Source organism: Vibrio scophthalmi LMG 19158 (assembly GCF_000222585.1).
In the GTDB taxonomy this organism is placed as follows: domain Bacteria; phylum Pseudomonadota; class Gammaproteobacteria; order Enterobacterales; family Vibrionaceae; genus Vibrio; species Vibrio scophthalmi.
Window position 1 is genome coordinate 22,887 of sequence record NZ_AFWE01000058.1, and the last position, 24,618, is coordinate 47,504.

The 24,618-nt window shown below is 44.6% G+C and carries 21 protein-coding genes; 15 read left to right on the top strand and 6 right to left on the bottom strand.

Annotated elements, in window-relative coordinates; translation table 11 throughout:
- Nucleotides 1-211: 211 nt before the first annotated feature.
- The 4 genes from RH88_RS03805 (at nt 212) to RH88_RS03820 (ending at nt 3,052) form a co-directional block, all read left to right on the top strand.
- Nucleotides 212-1,066 (top strand): co-chaperone YbbN, encoded by an 855-nt coding sequence (locus tag RH88_RS03805; RefSeq protein ID WP_005593558.1) that lies wholly within the window; start codon nt 212-214, stop codon nt 1,064-1,066.
- A gap of 152 nt (nt 1,067-1,218) precedes the next feature.
- Nucleotides 1,219-2,139 (top strand): SPFH domain-containing protein, encoded by a 921-nt coding sequence (locus tag RH88_RS03810; protein ID WP_005593559.1) that lies wholly within the window; start codon nt 1,219-1,221, stop codon nt 2,137-2,139.
- Between the two features lie 40 nt (nt 2,140-2,179).
- Nucleotides 2,180-2,629 (top strand): NfeD family protein, encoded by a 450-nt coding sequence (locus tag RH88_RS03815; RefSeq protein ID WP_005593560.1) that lies wholly within the window; start codon nt 2,180-2,182, stop codon nt 2,627-2,629.
- Nucleotides 2,630-2,872: 243 nt separating this feature from the next.
- Nucleotides 2,873-3,052 (top strand): hypothetical protein, encoded by a 180-nt coding sequence (locus tag RH88_RS03820; RefSeq protein ID WP_005593561.1) that lies wholly within the window; start codon nt 2,873-2,875, stop codon nt 3,050-3,052.
- 71 nt (nt 3,053-3,123) lie between these two features.
- Here the strand turns inward: RH88_RS03820 and RH88_RS03825 are convergent, their stop codons facing one another.
- The 4 genes from RH88_RS03825 to zipA form a co-directional block, all read right to left on the bottom strand.
- Nucleotides 3,124-3,903, bottom strand: a complete 780-nt coding sequence (locus RH88_RS03825; RefSeq protein ID WP_005593562.1) for a YccT family protein — start codon at nt 3,901-3,903, stop codon at nt 3,124-3,126.
- 84 nt (nt 3,904-3,987) lie between these two features.
- Nucleotides 3,988-5,076: a porin gene (locus RH88_RS03830; RefSeq protein ID WP_005593563.1), complete on the bottom strand. Its 1,089-nt coding sequence runs from the start codon at nt 5,074-5,076 to the stop codon at nt 3,988-3,990.
- A 504-nt stretch (nt 5,077-5,580) separates the two neighbouring features.
- Complete coding sequence (ligA, locus tag RH88_RS03835) at nt 5,581-7,590, bottom strand: NAD-dependent DNA ligase LigA (RefSeq protein WP_005593565.1); 2,010 nt, start codon at nt 7,588-7,590, stop codon at nt 5,581-5,583.
- Between the two features lie 186 nt (nt 7,591-7,776).
- Nucleotides 7,777-8,841: a cell division protein ZipA gene (gene zipA / locus RH88_RS03840; RefSeq protein ID WP_005593567.1), complete on the bottom strand. Its 1,065-nt coding sequence runs from the start codon at nt 8,839-8,841 to the stop codon at nt 7,777-7,779.
- Nucleotides 8,842-9,070: 229 nt separating this feature from the next.
- Between zipA and cysZ the strand changes: the two genes are divergently transcribed.
- The 5 genes from cysZ (at nt 9,071) to crr (ending at nt 14,104) form a co-directional block, all read left to right on the top strand.
- Nucleotides 9,071-9,808, top strand: a complete 738-nt coding sequence (gene cysZ, locus RH88_RS03845; RefSeq protein WP_406853124.1) for a sulfate transporter CysZ — start codon at nt 9,071-9,073, stop codon at nt 9,806-9,808.
- A gap of 193 nt (nt 9,809-10,001) precedes the next feature.
- Complete coding sequence (cysK, locus tag RH88_RS03850) at nt 10,002-10,970, top strand: cysteine synthase A (RefSeq protein ID WP_005593569.1); 969 nt, start codon at nt 10,002-10,004, stop codon at nt 10,968-10,970.
- Between the two features lie 300 nt (nt 10,971-11,270).
- Nucleotides 11,271-11,528, top strand: coding sequence for an HPr family phosphocarrier protein (locus tag RH88_RS03855; protein WP_005593570.1), 258 nt, complete (start codon nt 11,271-11,273; stop codon nt 11,526-11,528).
- Between the two features lie 136 nt (nt 11,529-11,664).
- Nucleotides 11,665-13,389 carry a phosphoenolpyruvate-protein phosphotransferase PtsI gene (gene ptsI / locus RH88_RS03860; RefSeq protein ID WP_005593571.1) on the top strand — a complete coding sequence of 575 codons (1,725 nt, stop codon included), beginning with the start codon at nt 11,665-11,667 and terminating at the stop codon, nt 13,387-13,389.
- A 205-nt stretch (nt 13,390-13,594) separates the two neighbouring features.
- Nucleotides 13,595-14,104, top strand: a complete 510-nt coding sequence (gene crr, locus RH88_RS03865; protein ID WP_005593572.1) for a PTS glucose transporter subunit IIA — start codon at nt 13,595-13,597, stop codon at nt 14,102-14,104.
- An 86-nt stretch (nt 14,105-14,190) separates the two neighbouring features.
- Here the strand turns inward: crr and RH88_RS03870 are convergent, their stop codons facing one another.
- Nucleotides 14,191-15,342 carry a 2-octaprenyl-3-methyl-6-methoxy-1,4-benzoquinol hydroxylase gene (locus RH88_RS03870; protein WP_005593573.1) on the bottom strand — a complete coding sequence of 384 codons (1,152 nt, stop codon included), beginning with the start codon at nt 15,340-15,342 and terminating at the stop codon, nt 14,191-14,193.
- Between the two features lie 268 nt (nt 15,343-15,610).
- On the opposite strand from RH88_RS03870, the gene miaB reads away from it, so the two are divergent.
- The 5 genes from miaB to lnt all read left to right on the top strand — a co-directional run bounded on the left by miaB (nt 15,611) and on the right by lnt (nt 21,258).
- Nucleotides 15,611-17,035 (top strand): tRNA (N6-isopentenyl adenosine(37)-C2)-methylthiotransferase MiaB, encoded by a 1,425-nt coding sequence (miaB, locus tag RH88_RS03875; RefSeq protein WP_005593575.1) that lies wholly within the window; start codon nt 15,611-15,613, stop codon nt 17,033-17,035.
- A 114-nt stretch (nt 17,036-17,149) separates the two neighbouring features.
- Nucleotides 17,150-18,247 (top strand): PhoH family protein, encoded by a 1,098-nt coding sequence (locus RH88_RS03880; protein ID WP_005593577.1) that lies wholly within the window; start codon nt 17,150-17,152, stop codon nt 18,245-18,247.
- Nucleotides 18,247-18,711 (top strand): rRNA maturation RNase YbeY, encoded by a 465-nt coding sequence (gene ybeY, locus RH88_RS03885; protein ID WP_005593578.1) that lies wholly within the window; start codon nt 18,247-18,249, stop codon nt 18,709-18,711. The genes RH88_RS03880 and ybeY overlap by 1 nt, the downstream gene beginning before the upstream one ends.
- Nucleotides 18,712-18,813: 102 nt before the next feature.
- Entirely contained in the window at nt 18,814-19,713 is a 900-nt protein-coding gene (gene corC, locus RH88_RS03890) for a CNNM family magnesium/cobalt transport protein CorC (RefSeq protein ID WP_005593579.1), read from the top strand.
- A 30-nt stretch (nt 19,714-19,743) separates the two neighbouring features.
- Complete coding sequence (lnt, locus tag RH88_RS03895) at nt 19,744-21,258, top strand: apolipoprotein N-acyltransferase (RefSeq protein ID WP_005593580.1); 1,515 nt, start codon at nt 19,744-19,746, stop codon at nt 21,256-21,258.
- Between the two features lie 39 nt (nt 21,259-21,297).
- On the opposite strand, the gene RH88_RS03900 is transcribed toward lnt, so the two are convergent.
- Entirely contained in the window at nt 21,298-21,768 is a 471-nt protein-coding gene (locus tag RH88_RS03900; protein WP_005593581.1) for a zinc ribbon-containing protein, read from the bottom strand.
- A gap of 247 nt (nt 21,769-22,015) precedes the next feature.
- On the opposite strand from RH88_RS03900, the gene leuS reads away from it, so the two are divergent.
- Entirely contained in the window at nt 22,016-24,592 is a 2,577-nt protein-coding gene (gene leuS / locus RH88_RS03905; RefSeq protein WP_005593582.1) for a leucine--tRNA ligase, read from the top strand.
- The last annotated feature ends 26 nt before the right edge of the window (nt 24,593-24,618 follow it).

A 24,618-nucleotide genomic window follows, 5' to 3' on the forward strand; every position in this document is an offset into this window, starting at 1 on the left:
TATGTGTGAGTGCTGCGCTAACTCTGTTTATCTTATTTTAAACACCTTCGCTGCACATGCTGCCAATAAAAATGCCACTGAATTCAGTGGCGTTTTTGTTTTAGAGACTTGATATATACACTTCCTGCCCATACTGTTAGTAGCAATAGGCTCTGCCTAAGTGAATCAATACTAGCGCCCCCAGTACTTATAATTGGCAAGGATAAAGCAAATGCAATCACCTTTTATCGTCGAACTCAATCAGCAGAATTTTATGCCGGTTCTCGAAAGCTCTCGACAAACCCCTCTGCTTATCCATTTTTGGGCCCCAATGAGCCAAGAAAGCAGTGACATCATTCCTCAACTGCAACAGCTCGCTCAAAACTACAATGGTGCGTTTACGCTTGCGCTGCTCAATTGTGAACAAGAACAAGGCATTGCTGCGCAATTTGGTGTTCAAGCGTTACCCACTATCGCCTTATTTTCTGAAGGCCAACCCGTGGATGGCATGGGTGGCCCCCAACCGATTAGTGCCATCGAAGAGATGCTTAACCGACACTTACCAAGCCAAGATGCGCTAACAATGAATCGCGCTCTTCAACTGGTCGCTGCAGGCGAGCATACTCAAGCGCTGCCACTACTAAAATCGCTCCCAGAAGAGTTATTAGTGAAAGGAGAAGTGAAACTTGCGCTGGCTGCTTGCTACCTTGAAACTCAAGATTTCACTCTTGCTGCAGAACAGCTGCAACATATTCCTCTCGAATACCAAGATAACGACTACAAGAGCCTTATTGCTAAATTAGAACTGCATAATCAGGCGGCGAATAGCCCTGAGATCCAATCTCTTGAGATCGCATTTGCCCAAGATCAGGACAATGCCAAGTTAGCGCTGGATTTGGCATTGAACTATCATAATGTTAATCGTGATGAAGAAGCGCTCGAGCTTATCTGGCGCTTCATTGTAAAAAATCTCAATGCTCTCGACGGCGAAATGAAAAAAACCTTTATGGATATACTCAGTGCATTAGGCCAAGGGAATCCACTGGCTGCACAATACCGCCGTCAGCTTTACTCTATCCTCTACTGATTACAGATTAAAAATAGATTCATCTCATTGATAAGGCAGGGTATTCCGGCCTTTGTTTTATCAAAATTAGAGGCATAGCTCTCATTTCTGGATTTGTCGCCGCTGGTTTAATAAGCAACAATGGTCACAATCATGAAATAAGGAAAATTAGTATGCCCATTGACTACTCTCTCATTACCACCGCTATTTTTGTTCTCGTTGTTATAGCCTTTGTTTACGCAGGTGTTAAAACCGTTCCTCAAGGTAACCACTGGACGGTAGAACGCTTTGGTCGTTATACCCACACTCTCAAACCTGGCTTAAACTTCATCATTCCATTTATTGACAGCATTGGTCATAAGATCAACATGATGGAGCGCGTGCTTGATATCCCGGCTCAAGAAGTGATCTCTCGCGACAACGCCAATGTCACCATTGATGCCGTCTGTTTTGTACAAGCCATTGATGCAGCGAAAGCCGCTTATGAAGTTAACGACCTCGTCCATGCGATTCGTAATCTGACTCTAACCAATATGCGTACCGTACTCGGCTCAATGGAGCTTGATGAGATGCTTAGCCAACGTGACCAGATTAACGTTAAACTATTGGCTATCGTTGATGAAGCGACTAACCCATGGGGCGTAAAAGTCACTCGTATCGAAATCAAAGATGTACAGCCACCTGCAGATCTAACCGCAGCGATGAATGCACAAATGAAAGCGGAACGTAATAAGCGTGCTGATATTCTTGAAGCTGAAGGGGTTCGCCAAGCGGAAATCCTCAAAGCAGAAGGTCATAAACAATCTGATATCCTGAAAGCAGAAGGCGCTAAACAAGCGGCGATCCTTCAAGCAGAAGCGCGTGAACGTGCTGCAGAAGCCGAAGCAAGAGCGACCGAGATGGTTTCTAACGCGATTTCACAAGGCGATATGCAAGCAGTGAATTACTTTATAGCTCAGGGCTACACTGAAGCTCTAAAAGCGATTGGCCAAGCAGAGAATGGCAAGATCATCATGCTACCACTGGAAGCGACGGGGTTGATGGGTTCAGTGGCCGGTATTGCTGAAATGTTTAAACAACAACCTGAAAAATAGCCGCTCATATTGGTATAACGTTATTAGATAGAGAAGTGCCGTGATTGAACTACTAGATACTTTTACCCACTGGCATTGGCTTGCTTTAGGTTTAGCCTTGTTGGCGGCGGAACTGCTCGGTGCAGCGGGTTACTTGTTATGGCTTGGTATATCTGCACTGTTAGTCGGCCTACTGCTTTCGTTATTGCCACTTAGTTGGCAGCTGCAATGGGTTTCTTTTGGGGCCTTTGCACTGGTGACCACATGGCTGTGGTGGCGACGTCAGCTAAAGCAAGATCAAGAAAGCGATGAATCGAGAACGCTCAATCAAAAAGAGAAACAACTGATTGGTCAAGTGATCACACTCGAAGATGCCATTCCAGCGGGCAAGTCGCGCATTCGCGTTGCTGATACAACATGGTCAGCATATTGTGAACAATCATTACCAGCGGGAACGGTGGTAAAAGTAATAGGCATTGATGGTATCACGCTGATCATTCAAGCCAATTAATTCGTCATTAACCAATAAAAAGGGGCTTTGAGCCCCTTTTTATTTACAAAAGAATTAATAAAAAGCCACTCTACTCATCTTTTAAAGCAAAAAACTAATTTCATAGCTAAATATCTAATCAATCATAAGTTTCAGTTATTTGTTGCAGAAAAATATCATTTTTTTTTGATCTTTATCGATCTTGTTTCATACTAAAACTATCTCAGAAATTTGAGATGAGTCGCAAAATTAAGGGGATTTATTATGAAAAAGGTTATTGCTCTATTCTGTACTGCGCTACTGTCATTTTCTGTATTTGCTGGCGGAGCTGCCACCGAACGTGGCCCTTGGGTGGATTGTACCTACCAAGATGGCTCAATGGATTATATCCCGAGCGGTGTTTGTAAAGAACGAGGCGGCGTTTTGTCGACTAACCAATACTAATAAACTATGAACGCTGACAAGAAAAAAGGCTCTAATACTTAGTGGTATTAGAGCCTTTTTACTAGAATTTTTTATTGACTGATAAGCCAAGCAAGAATTTGTTTTCTATCTTCTACTTTAGCTTCTGCATACCAATAACTAAGCATATTCAATGCTTGGGAACCTTCAATAGGGCTTAGCTGATCCATTGAACGGTTTTCAAATGCCCAGCTAACAAATTGTTCATTTTCTGCCGGTGTTGCCTTATCCATCCAGTATTCAATCATGGACGCAGGCTCTAGTTCGCCGGTTTTAACCGTCACCACTTTCACTGAAGGTACTGTCGCCACTACCGCTGCATCAACTTGCGCCACACTACCCTCGGCAATATTCCCCGTATTTATACCATGGGTTTTGTTATAGTGAGCAAGATCTTTGGTATAGTTACGCATTAGACCATCACCAGCAGGAAGTCGGTCAATAGTGAAATCGACGTAACTTCCACTTTCATCAACCAACTTTACTTTAGGGTTATTGTTAAATTCCATCCCTTGGTTTTCTCGTAATACACGCATGTCAGGCTCTAAGCGAAGATCGATATCTTCCGCATCAAAACTTAACACAAACGCATGCGAGTTAAATTTTTCTCTTTCCCCACCATTACTTTCAATCAGTTTTGCCATACGAAAAACAATTTGGTTATTGCCATTTTCTAGCGTTTGCGTAGAGCTAGAAAACAGGCTGTAACCCATCTCTTCACCATTAACAATGATTGGTGAGAGATCACGGTGGAAGTTTAGTCCAACTTCTGCATGGGGAGCGAATGAAGCAGTCATTACACCAATAGCCAACAAGGTTTTCATTACCTTCATTTATAATCTCCTGATAAGAAAAACGAGCACTCGGATGAGTGCTCGTATAATTTAAGACAGTTAGACTAACTTATAAGACTTAGCTTAGAAGTAGTATTCAGCACCAAGTAATACGTTTGTTGTATCACCAGATTTGTCATCGCCTTTCATGTCGTAGTTACGTACGTCCATGTATAGGTAAGTGCTTGGTAGTAGGTAACCTAGACGAGCAGTAATTGCAGTTGAAGAATCGTCTTCTTTAGCTAACTTAGATTCATTTGTCGCTGCGTAGCCTGCTTTAAGAACCCATTGACCGTCGATTACGTACTGAGCAGTTGCAGAGTATGCATCTTGATCGTTGTTCGTTAGGTCATTTTTCATCGCTTTATAAGCTGCTGTTAGTGTAATATCACCTAGGAATAAGCTACCACCAACGATACCGTAAGAAACGTCACCAGCTTTTTCAGTAGATGCAGCTGTAGCTGCTACTGTATCCCACTTGCCTGTAACTTTGTTGTATTTTTGCGATGCTTCTGTCGCTGCAACACTCTTATCGTACTCACCTTGGCCGTAGTAACCAGCGTGTACACTGAACATTTCACGAGTGAAAGATGTTGCAACACTGTAAACCATTGCATCGTTAGTTGCATCCATACCACTTAGTGTTGCTTGGAAGTTCCAGCCACCCCAAGTTGCAGAATCAAAACGGATGTTGTCGTTTGCGCGGTCTTGGAAAGATGCATCAATAGTGTTATGCCAATCAAATACGTTACCTAGACCTGGGTTTGTGTGTGGCCAATCGACGTAGTTGTATGCAGCAACAAGCTGACGACCGAATTTAAGAGAACCAACGCCTTCAAAATCAAAACCAAAGTATGTGTCACGACCACCGAATGAGCCTAGACCATCGTTGTTACCGCCACGGTTCCAAGCATTACCTGTTTCCATTTGGTAAATAAAGTTTGGTGCGAAGTTATCAAACTCAACAGTACCACGAACACCTAGACGAGATTCGATTTCAACAACTGTGTTGTTGTCTTTTTCTTCAGGGTTGTTTAACTGAAGGCTACCAGCTGCTTGACCGTAAAACTGTACTGCTTGACCGTTTAGTTCAATTGCTGCATTTGCTGAACCAGCCATTGCCGCTGTAGCAACTGCTGCGCATACTAGCGTGCGTTTGAAAAATTTGTCCATGGAAAAAACTCCTAAAAAATGGGATATAGCTGTTTTCATTTCATCTCCCTTAAGTTTGGCCGCCGAAGGAAGAAGATAATTCTTATAAAATCTCAATTACGGTTAAAAATAATCTTTGATTTTAAAGTTACTGCATACACCGTGTGTATCCATGTCCCCTAGACTAACTTCGCAACAAAAAACATCAATCAGAACTTAATTTCTTTATAAAAAAATATGAGCTAACACATACTTTTTCAAAAGTAGTGATCTCGATCTCACTCATTATTTGAACTTTACATTCAACCAATAAAAGACATGAAAAACAACAATTTAAAACAAAAACCAACGATAGCAATTTGAAGTGTGTCGCACTACCCAAGGCTCTTTTCATTGTGTTATTTTTTGTTTGATCATTGTCACGGTTCTTTATTTGAAGATTATTTATCACAAATAAAGAATTAATTTTTTTCCAAAAAAAAAACGCTCTACCACTAGTGGTAGAGCGTTTTTAGACAAATTTAGTTACATTAAGTTGATTAAATCTTGCTCGGTTTGTACCTCTATGCCCAACTCTTGTGCTTTGGCTAATTTAGAACCCGCGTTTTCACCAACAAATAAGATATCGGTTTTTTTCGATACGCTACCGGCCACTTTGGCACCTAAATTCTGTAATGCCGCTTTTGCATCGCTACGCGACAGTTGTGACAGTGACCCAGTTAACACCACGGTTTTACCTGCTAACGGTTGCGGCACACTTTCATCACGTGCTTCAATAGCTGGCCAATCAATCCCCTGCTGCTGCAATTCAGTGATCACTTGCTGGTTCTTCTCTTGGGCGAAGAAAGCGGTCACATGACTTGCCACGATAACGCCAACATCTTGCACTTCGATCAACTGCTCATGTGTGGCAGCCATTACCGCTTCCAATGATTTAAAGTGCATGGCAAGGTTCGCAGCCGTCGCCTCGCCCACTTCACGAATACCGAGTGAGTATAAAAAGCGAGGTAATGTGGTTTGTTTAGATTTAACTAATGCATCAACGACATTCTGCGCCGATTTAGGCCCCATACGATCTAAAACCGTAATCACGCCGGCACTGAGCTTAAACAGATCAGCCGGAGTGGCAACCATCTCTTTATCGACCAGTTGTTCGATCACCTTCTCACCTAAGCCATCCACATCAAGTGCTTTACGTGACACAAAGTGTTTTAGCGCTTCTTTACGTTGCGCTTGGCAAACTAAACCGCCTGTACAGCGCGCGACTGCTTCACCTTCGACACGCTCAACCGCTGAGTGACATACTGGGCATTGTGCAGGGAAGACAATTTCACGCGCAGAATCAGGGCGACGATCCAGCACCACTGACACCACTTGCGGGATCACATCACCAGCACGACGGATAATCACGCTATCACCAATCTTCACCGCTAAACGGGCAATTTCATCGGCGTTATGTAACGTGGCATTACTCACGGTCACACCACCAACAAAAATAGGCTCTAGCTTCGCGACCGGCGTTATCGCACCAGTTCGTCCAACTTGAAACTCTACGTCATTTAGAGTGGTGATTTCTTCTTGCGCTGGGAATTTATAAGCAATCGCCCAGCGTGGCGCTCGGGCAACAAAGCCAAGACGCTCTTGCAAAGTCACATCATCAACTTTAATCACGACACCATCAATCTCATACGGCAGCGCATCACGGCGAGTCAATATATCGTGATAATAGGCCTTTACGTCTTCTAAAGAATCAACCAGCTTGGTTTCTGGGCACATTGGCAGGCCCCAATTTTTCAATTGCAAAAAACGTTGGTAATGACTCAATGACAATGGTTCGCCTTCCACCACGCCGACACTGTAGGCATAAAAGCTCAGTGGACGGGTTGCAGTGATGCGTGAATCTAATTGACGTAAGCTGCCTGCCGCGGCGTTACGCGGGTTAACAAAAGGTTTTTCACCTTTTTTTAGAGCGTTTTGGTTTAACTTGTCAAAGCCAGCCTTAGGCATAAACACTTCGCCACGCACTTCAATGCGATTAGGCCAACCTTCACCGCGTAGTTTTAATGGTATCGCGCTGATGGTACGAACGTTTTCCGTTACATTCTCTCCCGTCGTGCCATCACCACGTGTGGCGGCTTGTACCAAAACACCATCAACATAGAGCAAGCTTATTGCCAAGCCATCTAATTTAGGCTCGCAGCAAAACAAATCGAAACGCGCTGCGGGTAGGCGGTCAGCCATTCTTTTGTGAAAGCTTTCCAGTTCTGCATCATCAAAAGCGTTATCCAACGACAGCATTGGAATTTCATGCGCGACCGATTCGAATCCATCAAGCGGTTTGCCGCCAACACGCTGACTCGGCGAGTCAATCGTCACTAGTTCTGGATGTTGCGCTTCAATATCGAGCAATTCACGCATCAGACGATCATATTCTGCATCTGGGATCTCAGGGCTGTCTTCTACGTAGTAACGGACGGCATGGTAATGAAGCGTTTCGCGTAGTTGTTCGAGTTTTTGTTGGATTTCTGTCGACATAATTTACTCAATGTTCGAAAGGCAATAAAACGAATGGACGGAGTATGACCGCCCGATTTGAGATTCTCAAGTAATACCCAATAGCGATCATCATTTGGCGCGACAACTCAGAATGAAGATACCGGTAATAAAGAGATTAAAAACAAAAAGGCTCCTATCGAGGAGCCTTAACATTCAATTCCATACTTAGCCTTGCTGCGCGGCCTTAAATTTTTTAATTTGTGATCGGTAAGCATCTAAACGATTGGGCGTCATTAGATTACGCGCATCATCCAGCACATTCGCGCCAAGGTCATCAGCAATTTGCTGTGCGGTTCTGAGCATCAACTTAAAGTTCTGATCAGCATCGCCAAAACACGGCAAGGTCATAAAGAAAGAGATACCTTTGGTGGTAAAGAGCGCGGGATCATCATGTTTTAACGTTCCCGGTTGCATCATATTCGCGACACTAAATAGCACTTTACCCGTACCCGACAAATCCGCATGGCGATGGAAAATATCCATTTCACCATACAGTAAGCCATTTTGCTGCATGCTATCAAATAGCTTAGTGCCTACAAATGCTTGCTCACCAGTACAGTGGACATTGAGGACAATGACATCCATTTCCGGCTCAGCATCAGGCTCACTAGGGCTTTCATCTTTGTCGCTTGTTTCTAACTGAACATCTTCAGGCTGTTTCGTCTCAGCCACATCTAATACTTTCTCTTCAAACGGAGCTGTTTTGACCTGTTCGCTATCGAGACGAGAAAAGGCAGAAGTTGGCTGAACACTCTCTTGCACCTGTTGCGATTTATCAAGCAAAGGTTCAACCACCACCGTTTCAGCAACCGCAGACATAGAAGGCAAATCATCAGCAATAGAATAGGCAGGGGCTTGGTGTTCAGCACTGCTGACATCGATGCGGTCTAACTCGGTCTTCGCGTTGACACGCTGATCATCCGGCTCAAGGTAATCATTAACTAACGGATCAACCAAAGGATCGCTAGCCAGCGGATCAATCTCGAGAGGTTCCATCGATAGATCAGGTTCCTTGCGCTCTTTACGAATAATGTCAAAGTCGTCTTCTGGAGCAAAGCCTCGTTCTGCACTGCGATCAGCGATGTCTTCGCTTCCCACTTCGAGCTTCCCTAATGGCTTGTCACCAAATTTAGACTTACCTTCTTTTTTACTCGTCCACAGACCGTGAAACAGCAACGCGGCAATGGCTAGCGCGCCCACCACGATAAGTACGAATCGCAATTCCTGCATTTTTTGCTCTCATTTGCTTAGCCAAAGCGTTATTGTTACCCAAGCTAAGTTTATTAAAACGGTTAACGACCAACTCTACCAAAACTCACTAGGGTTTTAGAACAAATTAATGTGAGAAGTTCCCTCAATGTTGTGATTTTGGACACGCTTCTTTCTTGTTATTATAGAAAGTGCTCATTTTCCACCCAAAACTGTCACTATACAAAAAATAACAATGCAAAAAGTAACTATGAATAACAACACCACACCTCGCTCCGGTTTCGGCTACTTCTTTTACGGCTTCGAGATTGCCCTAAGTGCAGAAATACGTCGCTTTGTCATCTTGCCGCTATTGGCCAATATTGTTTTGGTTGGTGGTGCTCTGTTTTATCTTTTTTCTCATCTTGATGCATGGATATCATCTTGGATGGGACAATTGCCCGAGTTCCTTTCATGGCTAAGCTATCTGCTTTGGCCTCTATTGGTTCTCACTATCTTAGCGACGTTTTCCTATTTTTTTAGCACGCTGGCTAATTTTATTGCCGCACCATTTAACGGTTTACTGGCAGAAAAAGTAGAGGAGCACCTTACTGGGCAAAAAATCAATGACGACGGTTTCCTGAGCGTGATAAAAGACACGCCAAGAGTCCTAGCGCGCGAATGGCGTAAATTGGTTTACGTATTACCAAAGGCGATTGGACTCTTTTTGCTGCTGCTTATCCCAGCACTAGGCCAAACCGTCGGACCAATTCTTTGGTTTGTTTTCACCGCGTGGATTCTGGCGATTCAATATTGTGACTATCCATTTGATAACCACAAAATCTGTTTCAACGATATGCGTTACAATTTGAAACAAAAACAAGGAAAGGCGTACGGTTTCGGCGTACTGGTGAGTATTTTCACCACCATTCCAATCCTCAATTTAATTGTAATGCCGATCGCCGTCTGTGGCGCAACGGCGATGTGGGTGGCAGAGTTTAAAAAGTAGTCGTCAGGGAGCTCACTGCTCCCTGCTATTTTCTTTGCGAGTACCTTCAAGTTAATAAGATATAACTTTTTAATCCTTCTCTAGAATTTTTTACTGTCCTAATCTCTATCACACAAAATAAACAAATAGGGTTGCGCGGTATCCTGACTTTTTCGGTATCCGAGCAAGACGCTAACTAATGAAGGACCATACCATGAGCAAGATTTATGAAGACAACTCACTAACTGTTGGTAACACTCCACTTGTACGTTTAAACAAAGTTAGCAAAGGTAATGTACTTGCTAAAATTGAAGCGCGTAACCCAAGCTTCAGCGTAAAGTGCCGTATCGGCGCCAACATGATTTGGGATGCAGAAAAGAAAGGCACACTTAAACCAGGAGTTGAACTGGTTGAGCCGACTAGTGGTAACACAGGTATCGCACTCGCTTTCGTTGCCGCCGCTCGTGGTTACAAGCTGACGCTCACCATGCCAGAATCAATGAGCCTTGAGCGTCGTAAACTGCTGAAAGCACTAGGGGCAAACCTAGAGCTGACTGAAGCGGCGAAAGGCATGAAAGGTGCGATTGCTAAAGCAGAAGAAATTGTTGCAAGCAACCCTGAAAAATACCTACTGCTACAGCAATTCAACAACCCAGCAAACCCAGAGATCCATGAAAAAACCACAGGACCTGAGATTTGGGATGCAACCGACGGTGAAGTCGATGTCATCGTAGCCGGTGTTGGTACTGGCGGTACGATTACGGGTACTAGCCGTTATATCAAGGGCGAGAAAGGCAAAGCAATCACCTCAGTGGCTGTCGAGCCAGCAGAATCGCCTGTGATTGCCCAAGTGCTTGCCGGTGACGATATTCAACCAGCACCACACAAAATCCAAGGTATCGGTGCAGGATTTATTCCAGGCAACCTTGATTTAGAGCTGCTAGACCGTGTTGAAGCCGTTACTTCAAATGAAGCGATAGAGATGGCTCAACGTCTAATGGAAGAAGAAGGCATCCTTGCTGGTATCTCTTCTGGTGCAGCGGTAGTTGCCGCCAACAGAATTGCGGAACTACCTGAATTTTCAGGAAAAACTATCGTCGTAATATTACCAAGTTCTGGTGAGCGTTACCTAAGTACCGCGCTATTTGCCGGCCTCTTTACTGAAAAAGAGAACCAACAGTAATACGTATCCAAATCAAATTTTCGTTTAAAAAAGCCCCATACAGGGGCTTTTTTGTTGATCCTCGCCACACCTTTGGTAATATCAGTCATGTTTTATTTTTGGCTTCAAAATAATATTGCCAAAACAGTATTTAAGCGGTAATGATCGGTATCCAATGTTTCAATCGTTACTGCAATATTTGTAACCTGTATCAGTTTCAACACAAAATGATGGCTCATTTCATAGAAGCTGCTTTCATAAAGAGTTAAGCTAGTTCGGGTTAATAAACTATCTATAATATAATTAATTGGGGTATACAAAATGTACGAGAAGCAAGTTGAAATCACTGCAGAAAATGGTCTTCACACTCGTCCTGCTGCACAATTCGTAAAAGAAGCTAAAGCTTTTGATGCGGACATCACTGTGACTTCAAACGGTAAAAGCGCTAGCGCAAAAAGCCTTTTCAAACTACAAACTCTTGGCCTAGTAAAAGGCACTGTAGTTAAAATTTCTGCTGAAGGCCCACAAGCACAACAAGCTGTTGACCATCTAGTTGCCCTAATGGACCAACTACACTAATCCGGTCTCCTATTTTCGAAGCCATTTTGTGAAAACAAAATGGCTTTGTTGGAAATAGGGCAAAAGATAAGCTAAACATAATCGTTAGCGCATCCATATTTCTCCCGTTTAAAGTTGACCAATTTAAGGTAAGGCTATGATTTCAGGCATCCTAGCATCTCCTGGTATTGCTATTGGTAAAGCACTACTACTTCAAGAAGATGAAATTGTACTAAATACAAACTCGATCACAGACGATCAAGTAGAAGCAGAAGTTGCGCGTTTCTTTGACGCTCGCGACAAATCCTCAGCTCAGCTTGAAACCATCAAGCAAAAAGCACTTGAAACCTTTGGTGAAGAAAAAGAAGCGATCTTTGAAGGTCACATCATGCTTCTTGAAGACGAAGAGCTAGAAGAAGAAATCCTAGCACTAATCAAAAAAGACAAAATGTCTGCTGATAACGCGATCTACACCGTTATCGAAGAACAAGCATGTGCACTAGAGTCTCTAGACGACGAATACCTAAAAGAGCGCGCGACTGATATTCGCGATATCGGCTCTCGTTTCGTTAAAAATGCTCTAGGCATCAACATCGTATCGCTAAGCGATATCGATCAAGAAGTTATCCTAGTTGCTTACGACCTAACGCCATCAGAAACAGCACAAATCAACCTAGACTACGTATTAGGTTTCGCATGTGACATCGGCGGTCGTACTTCTCACACTTCAATCATGGCTCGTTCTCTTGAGCTTCCAGCGATCGTTGGTACTAACGACATCACGAAGAAAGTTAAGAATGGTGACATGCTAATTCTTGACGCGATGAACAACAAAATCGTTGTAAATCCTTCTGACGCTCAAATTGAAGAAGCAAAAGCCGTTAAAGCCGCTTTCATTGCTGAAAAAGAAGAACTAGCAAAACTTAAAGATCTACACGCTGAAACGACTGACGGTCACCGCGTTGAAGTTTGCGGTAACATCGGTACAGTTAAAGACTGTGACGGTATCATCCGTAACGGTGGTGAAGGTGTTGGTCTGTACCGTACTGAATTCCTATTTATGGATCGTACTGCACTTCCTACTGAAGAAGAACAGTACCAAGCTTACAAAGAAGTTGCAGAAGCAATGGAAGGTCAAGCGGTTATCATCCGTACTATGGACATCGGCGGCGACAAAGATCTTCCATACATGGATCTACCAAAAGAGATGAACCCGTTCCTAGGCTGGCGTGCAGTACGTATCAGCTTGGATCGTCGTGAAATCCTTCGTGACCAACTACGTGGTATCCTACGTGCATCAGCACACGGCACACTGCGTATCATGTTCCCAATGATCATCTCTGTTGAAGAAATTCGTGAGCTTAAAAAAGCGATCGAAGAGTACAAAGCAGAGCTTCGTGCAGAAGGCCTAGCGTTTGACGAAAACATCGAAATCGGTGTAATGGTTGAAACACCAGCAGCTGCTGCAATCGCACACCACCTAGCGAAGGAAGTGGCTTTCTTCTCTATCGGTACTAACGATTTAACTCAGTACACGCTCGCGGTTGACCGTGGTAACGAGATGATTTCTCATCTTTACAACCCACTATCACCAGCAGTACTAACGGTTATCAAGCAAGTTATCGACGCGTCTCACGCGGAAGGTAAATGGACTGGTATGTGTGGTGAACTTGCAGGTGATGAGCGCGCAACACTACTTCTACTAGGTATGGGTCTAGATGAGTTCTCAATGAGCGGCATCTCTATCCCAGCAGTTAAGAAAGTGATCCGTAACTCTAACTTCGCAGAAGTTAAAGCAATGGCAGAAGAAGCGCTTTCTCTACCAACAGCAGCAGAAATTGAAGCTGTTGTAGAAAAATTCATTGCAGAAAAAAGCAAGTAATCTGCATAGCCAATCTAAAACTGAGGGTGAAAGTGGTCATGCCGTTAGCTGAAAAACACAGCTTACGGTGATGAATTCATCAAGTGATTACTTTCATTACCCCTTGCTAGGTTACCGAATAGACGGCTAAAAATGTTCGTCTATTCGATTAGATTGGTATACTATATTTCGAAAGAATAAAACTAAACGTTAGGAGCATGACACAATGGGTCTGTTTGATAAACTTAAGAAGCTAGTATCTGATGACAGCGCTGACGCTGGTGCAATCGAAATCATCGCACCTCTATCAGGCGAAATCGTAAACATCGAAGATGTGCCAGATGTAGTATTCGCAGAGAAAATCGTTGGTGACGGTATTGCTATCAAGCCTACTGGCGACAAGATGGTAGCTCCTGTAAACGGCACTATCGGTAAGATCTTCGAAACTAACCACGCATTCTCTATCGAATCAGACGACGGCGTTGAGCTATTCGTTCACTTCGGTATCGACACTGTTGAGCTTAAAGGCGAAGGCTTCAAGCGTATCGCTGAAGAAGGCCAAACAGTTAAAGCTGGCGACACAGTAATTGAATTCGACCTAGCTCTTCTAGAAGAGAAAGCGAAATCAACGCTAACTCCAGTTGTTATCTCTAACATGGACGAAATCAAAGAGCTGAACAAGCTTTCTGGTTCTGTAACTGTTGGTGAAACACCAGTACTACGTGTAACTAAGTAATTTCTACTTAGCTAAACGAAAAAACGCTGCCCTTGAGCAGCGTTTTTTGTATCTGGCATTTAAAACTATATATTGGATAGCCGCGCCTATTTTAAACCCAGCGCATACTTCAGCACTTGCTGCTTAATCGGCCCTGTCTTATCGGCCAACTTTAAGGCAGCATTACGCAATAACTTTAGTGGCGCAATGTCATTACTAAAAGTTTTGTAGAAAAAATCCATTCCCGACTGCATTAATAAATTATCGCCACGGCGATTTCGCTCATAACTCTTGAGTAAGCCAGCCGAAATAGACTGCCCTTCCAGCACTTTCAATAATGCCGCGACATCTTTAAAACCAAGGTTAACCCCTTGCCCTGCTAACGGGTTGATTGTATGGGCAGAATCCCCGACTAAAATACAGCGATTGTTTACGTATTGCTGCGCATGACGACGAGTTAATGGAAATGAACCATGCTGCAGCACTTTAATGTGGCCAAGCTCCGCCGGGAAATACGCCATCACCTCTTCACCAAGTTGTTCATTACTCATCGCACCAAGCTGCTTGATACGCTTTGGTGAGTCATACCAAACCAACGACGCTTGCTGGCCGCACAGAGGTAAAAACGATCGTGGGCCCGATGGATTAAATTGCTGCCAGGTAATATCTTGCTGCTCATCTTCCGTTGCGACATTGATCAGCATACAGTGTTGACGATAATCCCATGCCGTCACACCAATACTGGCAAAGTCACGCACTTTTGAATTCGCACCATCTGCGCCTACAACCCATTCAGCACATAACGTGCTACCTGAAGTTAAGGTGATTTGTACGTCATCCCCAAACTCCAAAGAGGCTAAAGAGTCCGGGCAAATAACCGTGAGGTTCGGATACTGGTCAAATTGATGCCATAAACCGAGTTGAATCACCCGATTTTCAACAATATAACCCAGTTGTTCTAAACCTAGCTCATCACTGTTAAAGCGAGTTCGACACTCGGGGTGTTCCCACGTTTCGAGACGACGATATGGGCAAACGCGCATTTGTTCTATACTTTGCCATGCGCCCAAGTGTTGCAGGATATCAACCGAGTGATGGGAAATTGCCGACACACGAATGTCCATCGCCTGCTCATCAGTATAAACATCAGGCTGATGCCCTTCGATCAGAACCACTTGTCTGCCTTGCTTAGCAAAACCCAATGCGACAGCCGCACCAACCATGCCGCCACCAATCACTGCAATATCGAACTTGTTCATTTTCTGTGCGTCATCATCTTGATTTGTGAGTGAATTTTTATTGTACGGATTGATTACGAAAATGTAACTAAAAACCTCAACTCGACCAAGGGTAAAGCCCTTGTAAAATCAAGCATTGACTCATTTGGCGACAACACTAGTCAGGTGCTTTTTAAAGCAGTACAATACGCCGCTTACCGCCGTGACGGCGGCTATAATTTGAATGAACAGTGGTCAATAAAGACTGCCAGTTCAACGATTTTTAAGATTTAACACGAGCGAAAGTGAGATGAGTAAGAAACTGCTAATTAAAACTTGGGGTTGCCAGATGAACGAATACGATTCATCAAAAATGGCCGACCTGCTTAACGCTGCAAATGGCTATGAGCTAACAGAAGACCCTGATGAAGCAGATGTACTTCTACTTAACACCTGTTCGATCCGTGAAAAAGCGCAGGAAAAAGTGTTCCACCAGCTTGGTCGTTGGAAAACACTAAAAGATAAAAAAGCTGGTGTTGTGATTGGTGTCGGTGGCTGTGTTGCCACTCAAGAAGGCGACCACATTCGCCAACGTGCACCCTTTGTTGACGTAATTTTTGGTCCACAAACTCTGCACCGCCTGCCACAAATGATCCAGCAGTCGCAAACTAACGAAGCGCCTGTCATGGACATTTCGTTCCCTGAGATTGAAAAATTCGACAATCTACCTGAGCCTCGTGCAGAAGGGGCAACGGCATTCGTTTCAATCATGGAAGGCTGTTCTAAATACTGTACTTACTGCGTAGTGCCATACACTCGCGGCGAAGAAGTAAGCCGCCCAATGGATGACGTTCTATACGAAATTGCGCAGCTTGCAGAGCAAGGCGTGCGTGAAGTCAACCTTCTAGGCCAGAACGTAAACGCATACCGTGGCCCAATGCATGACGGCGAAATTTGTTCATTTGCTGAATTGCTGCGTCTTGTTGCCTCAATCGATGGTATTGACCGCGTGCGCTTTACCACCAGCCACCCGCTTGAGTTTACTGATGACATCATTGCAGTCTACGAAGATACACCTGAACTAGTGAGCTTCTTGCACCTACCAGTGCAAAGCGGTAGTGACCGCGTATTGACGATGATGAAACGTCCGCACACGGCTATCGAATACAAATCGATTATTCGTAAACTACGTAAAGCGCGTCCTGACATCCAAATCAGTTCAGACTTTATCGTTGGCTTCCCTGGCGAGTCAGACAAAGACTTCCAAGACACCATGAAGCTAATTAAAGAAGTTGATTTTGATATGAGTTTCAGCTTTATCTTCTCTCCTCGCCCAGGTACACCGGCTGCAGATTACCCATGTGATCTTGCGGAAGAAGTAAAGAAAGAGCGTCTATACGAACTTCAGCAAACCATCAACGCACAAGCGATGCGCTACTCTCGCCTAATGCTAGGTACTGAGCAACGCGTACTGGTTGAAGGCCCATCGAAGAAAAACCTGATGGAGCTTCGTGCTCGTACTGAAAATAACCGAGTTGTGAACTTCGAAGGTAATGCAGAGCTGATCGGTCAATTCGTTGATGTTAAAATCGTTGACGTAATGACTAACTCACTACGTGGTGAGCTAGTTCGCACAGAAAAAGACATGGATCTTCGTAATCTAATTTCGCCAACACAAATGATGGCAAATACACGTCGCGAAGACGAGCTAGGTGTCGCCACCTTTACGCCATAGGTTGGTACATACCGCTCGAATTCGATACTGATTGGGTTCGATAAACCGGTATCAAGACCTAAGAGAGCTGATCGCTATCAGCTCTCTACCTATTGGCCACAATGAGAGGTAACTTTGAGCAATAAAATTGTCACGCTAGAGATCGATCTAGAACCTGCCGATAATCACCGTTTAGCCAGCCTTTGCGGACCATTCGATGACAACATCAAGCACTTAGAACGCCGTTTAGGTGTAGAAATTAGCTACCGAGGCAACTTCTTCACCATCGTGGGTAAACCTCACACCTCTGCTGCTGCGCTTGAAATCATTAAAACGCTTTACGTTAATACCGCCCCTGTTCGTGGCAATATTCCTGATATTGAACCAGAAGAGATCCACCTTGCGATTAAAGAAACCGGCATTCTTGAGCAAGACACTGAGTCCAATATCGACTATGGCAAAGAAGTTTTCATCAAAACCAAAAAAGGTGTGATCAAACCGCGCACCGCCAATCAAGCTCAATACTTGGTTAACATGGTCACCCATGACATTACTTTTGGTATTGGTCCTGCGGGAACAGGCAAAACCTATCTTGCAGTTGCCGCAGCCGTTGATGCGCTAGAGCGCCAAGAAGTGCGCCGTATTCTACTGACTCGCCCGGCGGTTGAAGCTGGTGAAAAACTGGGTTTCTTACCCGGTGATTTGAGCCAAAAAGTCGATCCTTATCTGCGCCCACTTTACGATGCGTTATTTGAAATGCTTGGCTTTGAAAAAGTCGAAAAGCTGATCGAACGTAACGTTATCGAAGTCGCGCCACTCGCTTATATGCGCGGTCGCACCTTAAATGATGCGTTTATCATTCTCGATGAAAGCCAAAACACCACCGTTGAACAAATGAAAATGTTCTTAACGCGTATTGGTTTTAACTCACGCGCAGTGATTACTGGTGACGTCACCCAAATCGACTTACCACGTGGGGCTCGCTCTGGTTTGCGCCATGCCATTGAAGTATTAAACGAAGTAGAAGAAATCAGTTTCAACTTCTTCCAAGCTGATGACGTCGTGCGCCATCCCGTGGTCGCTCGCATCGTTAACGCGTATGAGAAGTGGGAAACCCAAGATCAAAAAGCACGTAAAGAGATTGAACAACGTCGTCGCGAAGAGCGTGAAGAGAAGTTGTTAGAAGCACAAAAAGCGGAGCTATTAACCCCTGCTACGGAGAATAAACAGTAATGGCGATCGAACTGGATCTGCAACTGGCGGTCGAAGATGAACAGGGCTTACCTTGTTTTGATGACATTCATCTTTGGTTAAGCAAAGCCATTTCATTATTTCAGCCTGATGCTGAAGTCACCGTACGCATTGTTGATGAGCAAGAGAGTCATCAGCTGAACTTAGAGTATCGTGGCAAAGATAAACCAACCAACGTACTCTCGTTCCCATTTGAAGTGCCAGAGGGCATGGAAATGAACTTGCTTGGTGATCTAATCATCTGTCGACAAGTTGTTGAACAAGAAGCAGTTGAACAAGATAAGCCTGCTTTGGCACATTGGGCTCATATGGTTGTACATGGCAGCTTGCATCTGCTAGGTTATGATCATATCGAAGACGATGAAGCTGAAGAGATGGAATCGCTCGAAACTGAGATTATGCAAACGATGGGTTACCAAGACCCGTACATTGCAGAAAAAGAGTAATTTAATTGCTCTAATGATGAAGGTTAAACGCGCTTAATCGCCCAGTTTGACTTTCCTACGTGTGCTATCACACATCTGATAGCGTTATGTAATTGAGACACAATGAACGAAGATAATTCGCCCTCATCTCTAGAAGGTAAGAAAGAAAAATCAGAAGGTCCGAGTAGAAAGTCCTTCTTTGTACGCCTAGGTCAACTATTCCAAGGTGATCTTAAAGATCGCCAAGAGCTTGTGGATGTTATCCGCGACTCAGAAGAAAATGACCTTATTGACCACGATACCCGCGACATGCTCGAAGGTGTTATGGAAATAGCCGAAATGCGAGTGCGTGATATTATGATCCCACGCTCGCAAATGGTCACAGTGGAGCGCACTGACGATCTTGACGCACTGGTTGCGTTGATCACCGATGCTCAACACTCTCGCTACCCTGTTATTAGCGAAGACAAAGACCATGTGGAAGGCATCCTACTCGCGAAGGACTTACTCAAATACCTAGGTTCTGACAGTGCAGAGTTCAACATTGAACAAGTGATTCGCCCTGCAGTTGTTGTTCCTGAAAGCAAACGTGTAGACCGACTGCTCAAAGAATTCCGCGAAGAGCGCTATCATATGGCGATCGTAGTCGATGAATTTGGTGGCGTATCCGGCCTAGTGACTATCGAAGACATCCTAGAAGAAATCGTTGGCGACATCGAAGACGAGTTCGACGATGAGGAAGAATTGGATATTCGTCAGCTAAGCAAACACACGTATGCTGTCAAAGCCCTCACCACTATTGAAGAGTTCAATGAAACCTTCGGCACTTCGTTCAGTGATGAAGAAGTCGATACCGTAGGTGGTTTGGTAATGACGACATTCGGTCATTTACCATCGCGAGGTGAAGTTGTAGAGATTGATCATTACAGCTTTAAAGTCACCGCAGCCGATAACCGTCGTGTTATTCAACTGCAAGTGACTGTGCCAGACGACGAGCCATCACCGCAACCTATTGAAGAGTAATCGACACTTCTTCTAAATAAGATAATAACGATGATTAGTAAGCTAGTTCATCGCCTCAAGCGGCCCGTAGGGGCCGCTTTTGTTGGCGCCTTAACAACATTTGCATTCACACCCTACCAACTGTGGCCTTTAGCGATTCTGAGTGTCGTGGCGCTGCTGTGGCTTCTCGATGGCCAAAGTACCAAAAAAGCCATCGTCATTGGTTTTGCTTGGGGTGTCGGCCAGTTTGCTACCGGCATCAGCTGGGTTCACGTCAGCATCGACAATTTTGGTGGCATGCCAAAAATTGCCAGTCTGTTTTTGATGTTCTTATTAGTCAGCTATCTGGCGATTTACCCTGCGCTCTTTGCGGGCCTGCTTAATCGTTTTGCCGCAAAAAGTGACCGTCTGCGCTTTTTACTTCTTGCTCCAGCACTGTGGCTCATTTGTGACTGGTTACGCGGTTGGGTAATGACTGGCTTTCCATGGTTGTGGCTTGGCTACAGCCAAATAGATTCTCCTCTCGCCAGCTTTGCTCCACTTGGTGGGGTTGAACTGATCACCTTGCTTATCGTCATCAGTGGCAGCGCTATCGCTTATACGCTGATCCATAAACAGTGGTCGATGCTGGTGATACCCGCGATCATCGTGGCGACCGGTTTTGGGTTACGTAATATTAACTGGGTTACACCTAACCCAGAGAGCACAACTAAATTTGCCCTTATTCAAGGTAACATCGAGCAAGCGCTAAAATGGCAACCAAACCAACGCTGGCCGACCATCATGAAATATGTCGACCTAACCCGACAGAATTGGGATGCCGATATTATCATTTGGCCAGAAGCGGCTATTCCAGCATTCGAATTTGAGATCAGCTCGTTCTTATCCAATTTGGATAGTACCGCCAAAGCAAATCATAGTGCGGTGATCACTGGCGTGGTCAACCAAGACAGTAATCGTCAGTTCTACAACAGTATTCTGTCACTCGGTGAAACCAATTATGGTGACTACAGCTACGACCTAGAAAAGCGTTACCATAAACATCACCTACTGCCATTTGGTGAGTTTGTGCCATTTGAAGCTCTGCTTCGTCCGCTTGCGCCATTCTTTAATTTGCCGATGTCATCGTTTAGCCGCGGTGATTACGTGCAAAACAATATTGATGCCAAGGGCAAGCAGTTGGCACCAGCGCTTTGCTACGAGATTATTTTTGGTGAGCAAGTGCGTGCCAATATTACTGATGACACCGACTTTATTCTGACCCTATCCAATGATGCATGGTTTGGTCGTTCCATTGGCCCACTGCAACATATGGAAATTGCCCGTATGCGTGCGCTTGAGTTTGGTAAGCCTGTGATTCGCTCAACCAATAATGGCGTCACAGCCGTCACCGACTACAAAGGGCAAATTACTGCGCAAATTCCACAATTCGAAACTGGCGTATTGCGCGCTAGCGTTGTCTCAACCAGCGGACAAACGCCATACCATGCGGTAGGCTCATGGCCATTGTATCTTTGGGTACTACTGTGTCTCGCGGTTGGTCTCTATCGCCGTCGTAAACACTAAAAAAACAGGGCTCATCAGAGCCCTGTTTTTTATATGAATTTATGGTTTTAGCGGCCGACGGGTGAAAGCTTTATGACCACATTGAATACAGGCAATGATCTCGGTGGGGTGATTATATTGAGTTTGGTGACCACACTTATCGCACACCAACGTCCCTAAACCAATGACTTCACCAGCTTGATATAGGCCTTGATGTTCTAAGTCAGCAAACAACTCGACCCACTCAACTTTGGTTCGGTCGGTAATTTCTAATAGCCCTTGCCAGATTGAATTGGTCACCATTTGGTAAAATGGACCACTTTTCGAGTGCTCATAGTTATCAGCAAACTCTTTTAAATCTGATTTCATATAAGCCGATATCAATGCCAACTCATCTTTGGTCATATCATTGGCCGCCTCGACATATTTACCTGATGTCTCGAGCACATGGTTGACTTCTTCCGGACTATGTTTGAGTGCTTCCACCACATCATCAAACATATCTTCATAACCGGATTTACGTTTAGGCATAGCTACTCCCCCTCAATATCATGTCGCGTTAACAAGGTTAGATTTTGTTTTTTGGCGACAAATGAGCAAATCCCTTACCACAAGTATAGTTTGCGACTTGGGAAGCGAAATCAGCCAACAATGCAGCAACTTCTGTGTAGAAGAGCCTTGGCTATTGTTGAACTCTACTCCTTTATGTATTCTATGACGATCTATTATTGTCTGTTCTAACTGAACTCACACTTTCCAAGATAACCGGATATCATCGATGCAAGAGCAATACAACCCGCAAGACATTGAACAGAAAGTTCAACAGCACTGGGATAACAACAAGACCTTTGTTGTAAGTGAAGACCCAAACAAAGAAAAATTCTACTGTTTGTCTATGTTCCCGTACCCAAGTGGTCGACTGCACATGGGTCACGTGCGTAACTACACGATCGGTGATGTGGTATCTCGTTTCCAACGTCTACAAGGCAAAAACGTCATGCAACCAATCGGTTGGGATGCGTTTGGTCTACCTGCAGAAAACGCAGCAGTAAAAAATAATACTGCACCTGCACCATGGACATACGAAAACATCGAATACATGAAAAACCAACTTAAGCTGCTTGGTTTTGGTTACGATTGGAATCGTGAATTCGCAACTTGTACGCCTGAGTACTACCGTTGGGAACAAGAATTCTTTACTAAGCTGTACGAAAAAGGCTTGGTTTACAAAAAAACCTCTTCAGTAAACTGGTGTCCAAACGACCAAACAGTGCTTGCGAACGAGCAGGTTGAGGACGGTTGCTGCTGGCGTTGTGATACGCCAGTTGAACAAAAGAAAATTCCACAGTGGTTCATTAAAATCACTGAATACGCACAAGAGCTGCTTGACGATCTAGACAACCTAGATGGCTGGCCTGACATGGTGAAAACCATGCAACGTAACTGGATTGGTCGCTCTGAAGGTGTTGAGCTTGCATTTGAAGTGCAAGGTGAAGCATCACCACTAGAAGTGTACACCACACGTCCTGACACGCTTATGGGCGTGACTTACGTCGGTATTGCGGCTGGTCACCCTCTTGCAGAGAAAGCGGCTGAGAACAACGCTGAGCTTGCAGCATTCGTTGACGAATGTAAGAACACCAAAGTAGCTGAAGCGGAACTGGCGACAATGGAGAAGAAAGGTATGGCGACTGGCCTTACTGCTATTCACCCATTGAACGGTCGTGAAGTGCCAATTTACGTAGCAAACTTCGTTCTTATGGATTACGGCACAGGCGCGGTAATGGCGGTTCCTGCTCACGATCAACGTGACTACGAATTCGCAACTAAATACGGCCTAGACATCATTCCAGTGATCAAGCCAGTTGATGGCACTGACGTGGATGTCTCTGAAGCCGCTTACACCGAAAAAGGTGTTTTGTTTGATTCAGGCGAATTCGACGGCCTAGAATTCCAAGCGGCATTCGATGCGATCGCTGCGAAACTAGAAGCAGAAGGTAAAGGCACTAAAACGGTTAACTTCCGTCTACGTGACTGGGGTGTATCTCGTCAACGTTACTGGGGTGCTCCAATCCCAATGGTAACCACTGAAGATGGTGAAGTTCACCCGGTTCCTGCTGACCAACTACCTGTTATCCTACCTGAAGATGTGGTGATGGACGGCGTAACTAGCCCGATCAAAGCAGACAAAGAGTGGGCGAAGACGACATTTAATGGCGAGCCAGCACTGCGTGAAACCGATACGTTCGATACCTTTATGGAATCATCTTGGTACTACGCGCGTTACTGTTCTCCACAAGCAGACGACATCCTAGATCCTGAAAAAGCAAACTACTGGCTACCAGTAGACCAGTACATTGGTGGTATCGAGCACGCTTGTATGCACCTATTGTACTCACGCTTCTTCCATAAATTGCTACGTGACGCAGGCTACGTAACGTCTGACGAACCGTTTAAGCAACTACTATGTCAAGGCATGGTTCTGGCTGATGCTTTCTTCTACACCACCGAAAAAGGCGGTAAAGAGTGGATCGCACCAACAGATGTTACCATTGAACGTGATGGCAAAGGCCGTATCGAAAAAGCGGTTGATAACCAAGGTCGCAACGTTGAACACTCAGGCATGATCAAAATGTCTAAGTCGAAAAATAACGGTATTGACCCACAAGAAATGGTTGATAAATACGGCGCAGACACTGTACGCCTATTCATGATGTTTGCATCACCTGCAGATATGACACTTGAATGGCAAGAATCTGGTGTTGAAGGCGCAAACCGTTTCCTAAAACGTGTTTGGAAGCTTGTGGCTAACCACACAGCAAAAGGTGCCGCTGAAGCCGTTGACGTTGCCGCTCTATCTGGTGATCAGAAAGCATTACGTCGTGACGTGCACAAAACCATCGCGAAAGTATCGGATGATATTGGTCGTCGTCAAACATTCAACACCGCGATCGCAGCGATCATGGAATTGATGAACAAACTGGCGAAAGCACCACAAGAATCAGTGCAAGATCGTGCGATTCTTGATGAAGCGCTGAAAGCCGTAGTTCGTATGCTTTACCCAATGACACCACACATCTCTTACGAAATGTGGATTGCATTAGGCGAGTCTGACGTTGATTCAGCAACCTGGCCAACATTCGATGAGAAAGCGTTGGTTGAAGATGAAAAAACCATCGTGGTAATGATCAACGGCAAACTACGTGCAAAATTCAACGTTGCGGCAGATGCAACGGAAGAACAAGTACGTGAGCTTGGCTTAAATGACGAAAACGCAGTGAAGTTCCTTGATGGTTTAACCATTCGTAAAGTGATTTACGTTCCGGGTAAACTGCTGAACATCGTTGCGAACTAATCCTCGTCACGAACACGGACAAAAAA

Coding starts and splice junctions, on each gene's coding strand:
- RH88_RS03805 (WP_005593558.1), top strand. CDS start 212: ATGCAATCACCTTTTATCGTCGAACTCAATCAGCAGAATTTTATGCCG.
- RH88_RS03810 (WP_005593559.1), top strand. CDS start 1,219: ATGCCCATTGACTACTCTCTCATTACCACCGCTATTTTTGTTCTCGTT.
- RH88_RS03820 (WP_005593561.1), top strand. CDS start 2,873: ATGAAAAAGGTTATTGCTCTATTCTGTACTGCGCTACTGTCATTTTCT.
- RH88_RS03825 (WP_005593562.1), bottom strand. CDS start 3,903: ATGAAGGTAATGAAAACCTTGTTGGCTATTGGTGTAATGACTGCTTCA.
- RH88_RS03830 (WP_005593563.1), bottom strand. CDS start 5,076: ATGGACAAATTTTTCAAACGCACGCTAGTATGCGCAGCAGTTGCTACA.
- ligA (WP_005593565.1), bottom strand. CDS start 7,590: ATGTCGACAGAAATCCAACAAAAACTCGAACAACTACGCGAAACGCTT.
- zipA (WP_005593567.1), bottom strand. CDS start 8,841: ATGCAGGAATTGCGATTCGTACTTATCGTGGTGGGCGCGCTAGCCATT.
- cysZ (WP_406853124.1), top strand. CDS start 9,071: ATGAATAACAACACCACACCTCGCTCCGGTTTCGGCTACTTCTTTTAC.
- cysK (WP_005593569.1), top strand. CDS start 10,002: ATGAGCAAGATTTATGAAGACAACTCACTAACTGTTGGTAACACTCCA.
- RH88_RS03855 (WP_005593570.1), top strand. CDS start 11,271: ATGTACGAGAAGCAAGTTGAAATCACTGCAGAAAATGGTCTTCACACT.
- ptsI (WP_005593571.1), top strand. CDS start 11,665: ATGATTTCAGGCATCCTAGCATCTCCTGGTATTGCTATTGGTAAAGCA.
- crr (WP_005593572.1), top strand. CDS start 13,595: ATGGGTCTGTTTGATAAACTTAAGAAGCTAGTATCTGATGACAGCGCT.
- RH88_RS03870 (WP_005593573.1), bottom strand. CDS start 15,342: ATGAACAAGTTCGATATTGCAGTGATTGGTGGCGGCATGGTTGGTGCG.
- miaB (WP_005593575.1), top strand. CDS start 15,611: ATGAGTAAGAAACTGCTAATTAAAACTTGGGGTTGCCAGATGAACGAA.
- ybeY (WP_005593578.1), top strand. CDS start 18,247: ATGGCGATCGAACTGGATCTGCAACTGGCGGTCGAAGATGAACAGGGC.
- corC (WP_005593579.1), top strand. CDS start 18,814: ATGAACGAAGATAATTCGCCCTCATCTCTAGAAGGTAAGAAAGAAAAA.
- lnt (WP_005593580.1), top strand. CDS start 19,744: ATGATTAGTAAGCTAGTTCATCGCCTCAAGCGGCCCGTAGGGGCCGCT.
- RH88_RS03900 (WP_005593581.1), bottom strand. CDS start 21,768: ATGCCTAAACGTAAATCCGGTTATGAAGATATGTTTGATGATGTGGTG.
- leuS (WP_005593582.1), top strand. CDS start 22,016: ATGCAAGAGCAATACAACCCGCAAGACATTGAACAGAAAGTTCAACAG.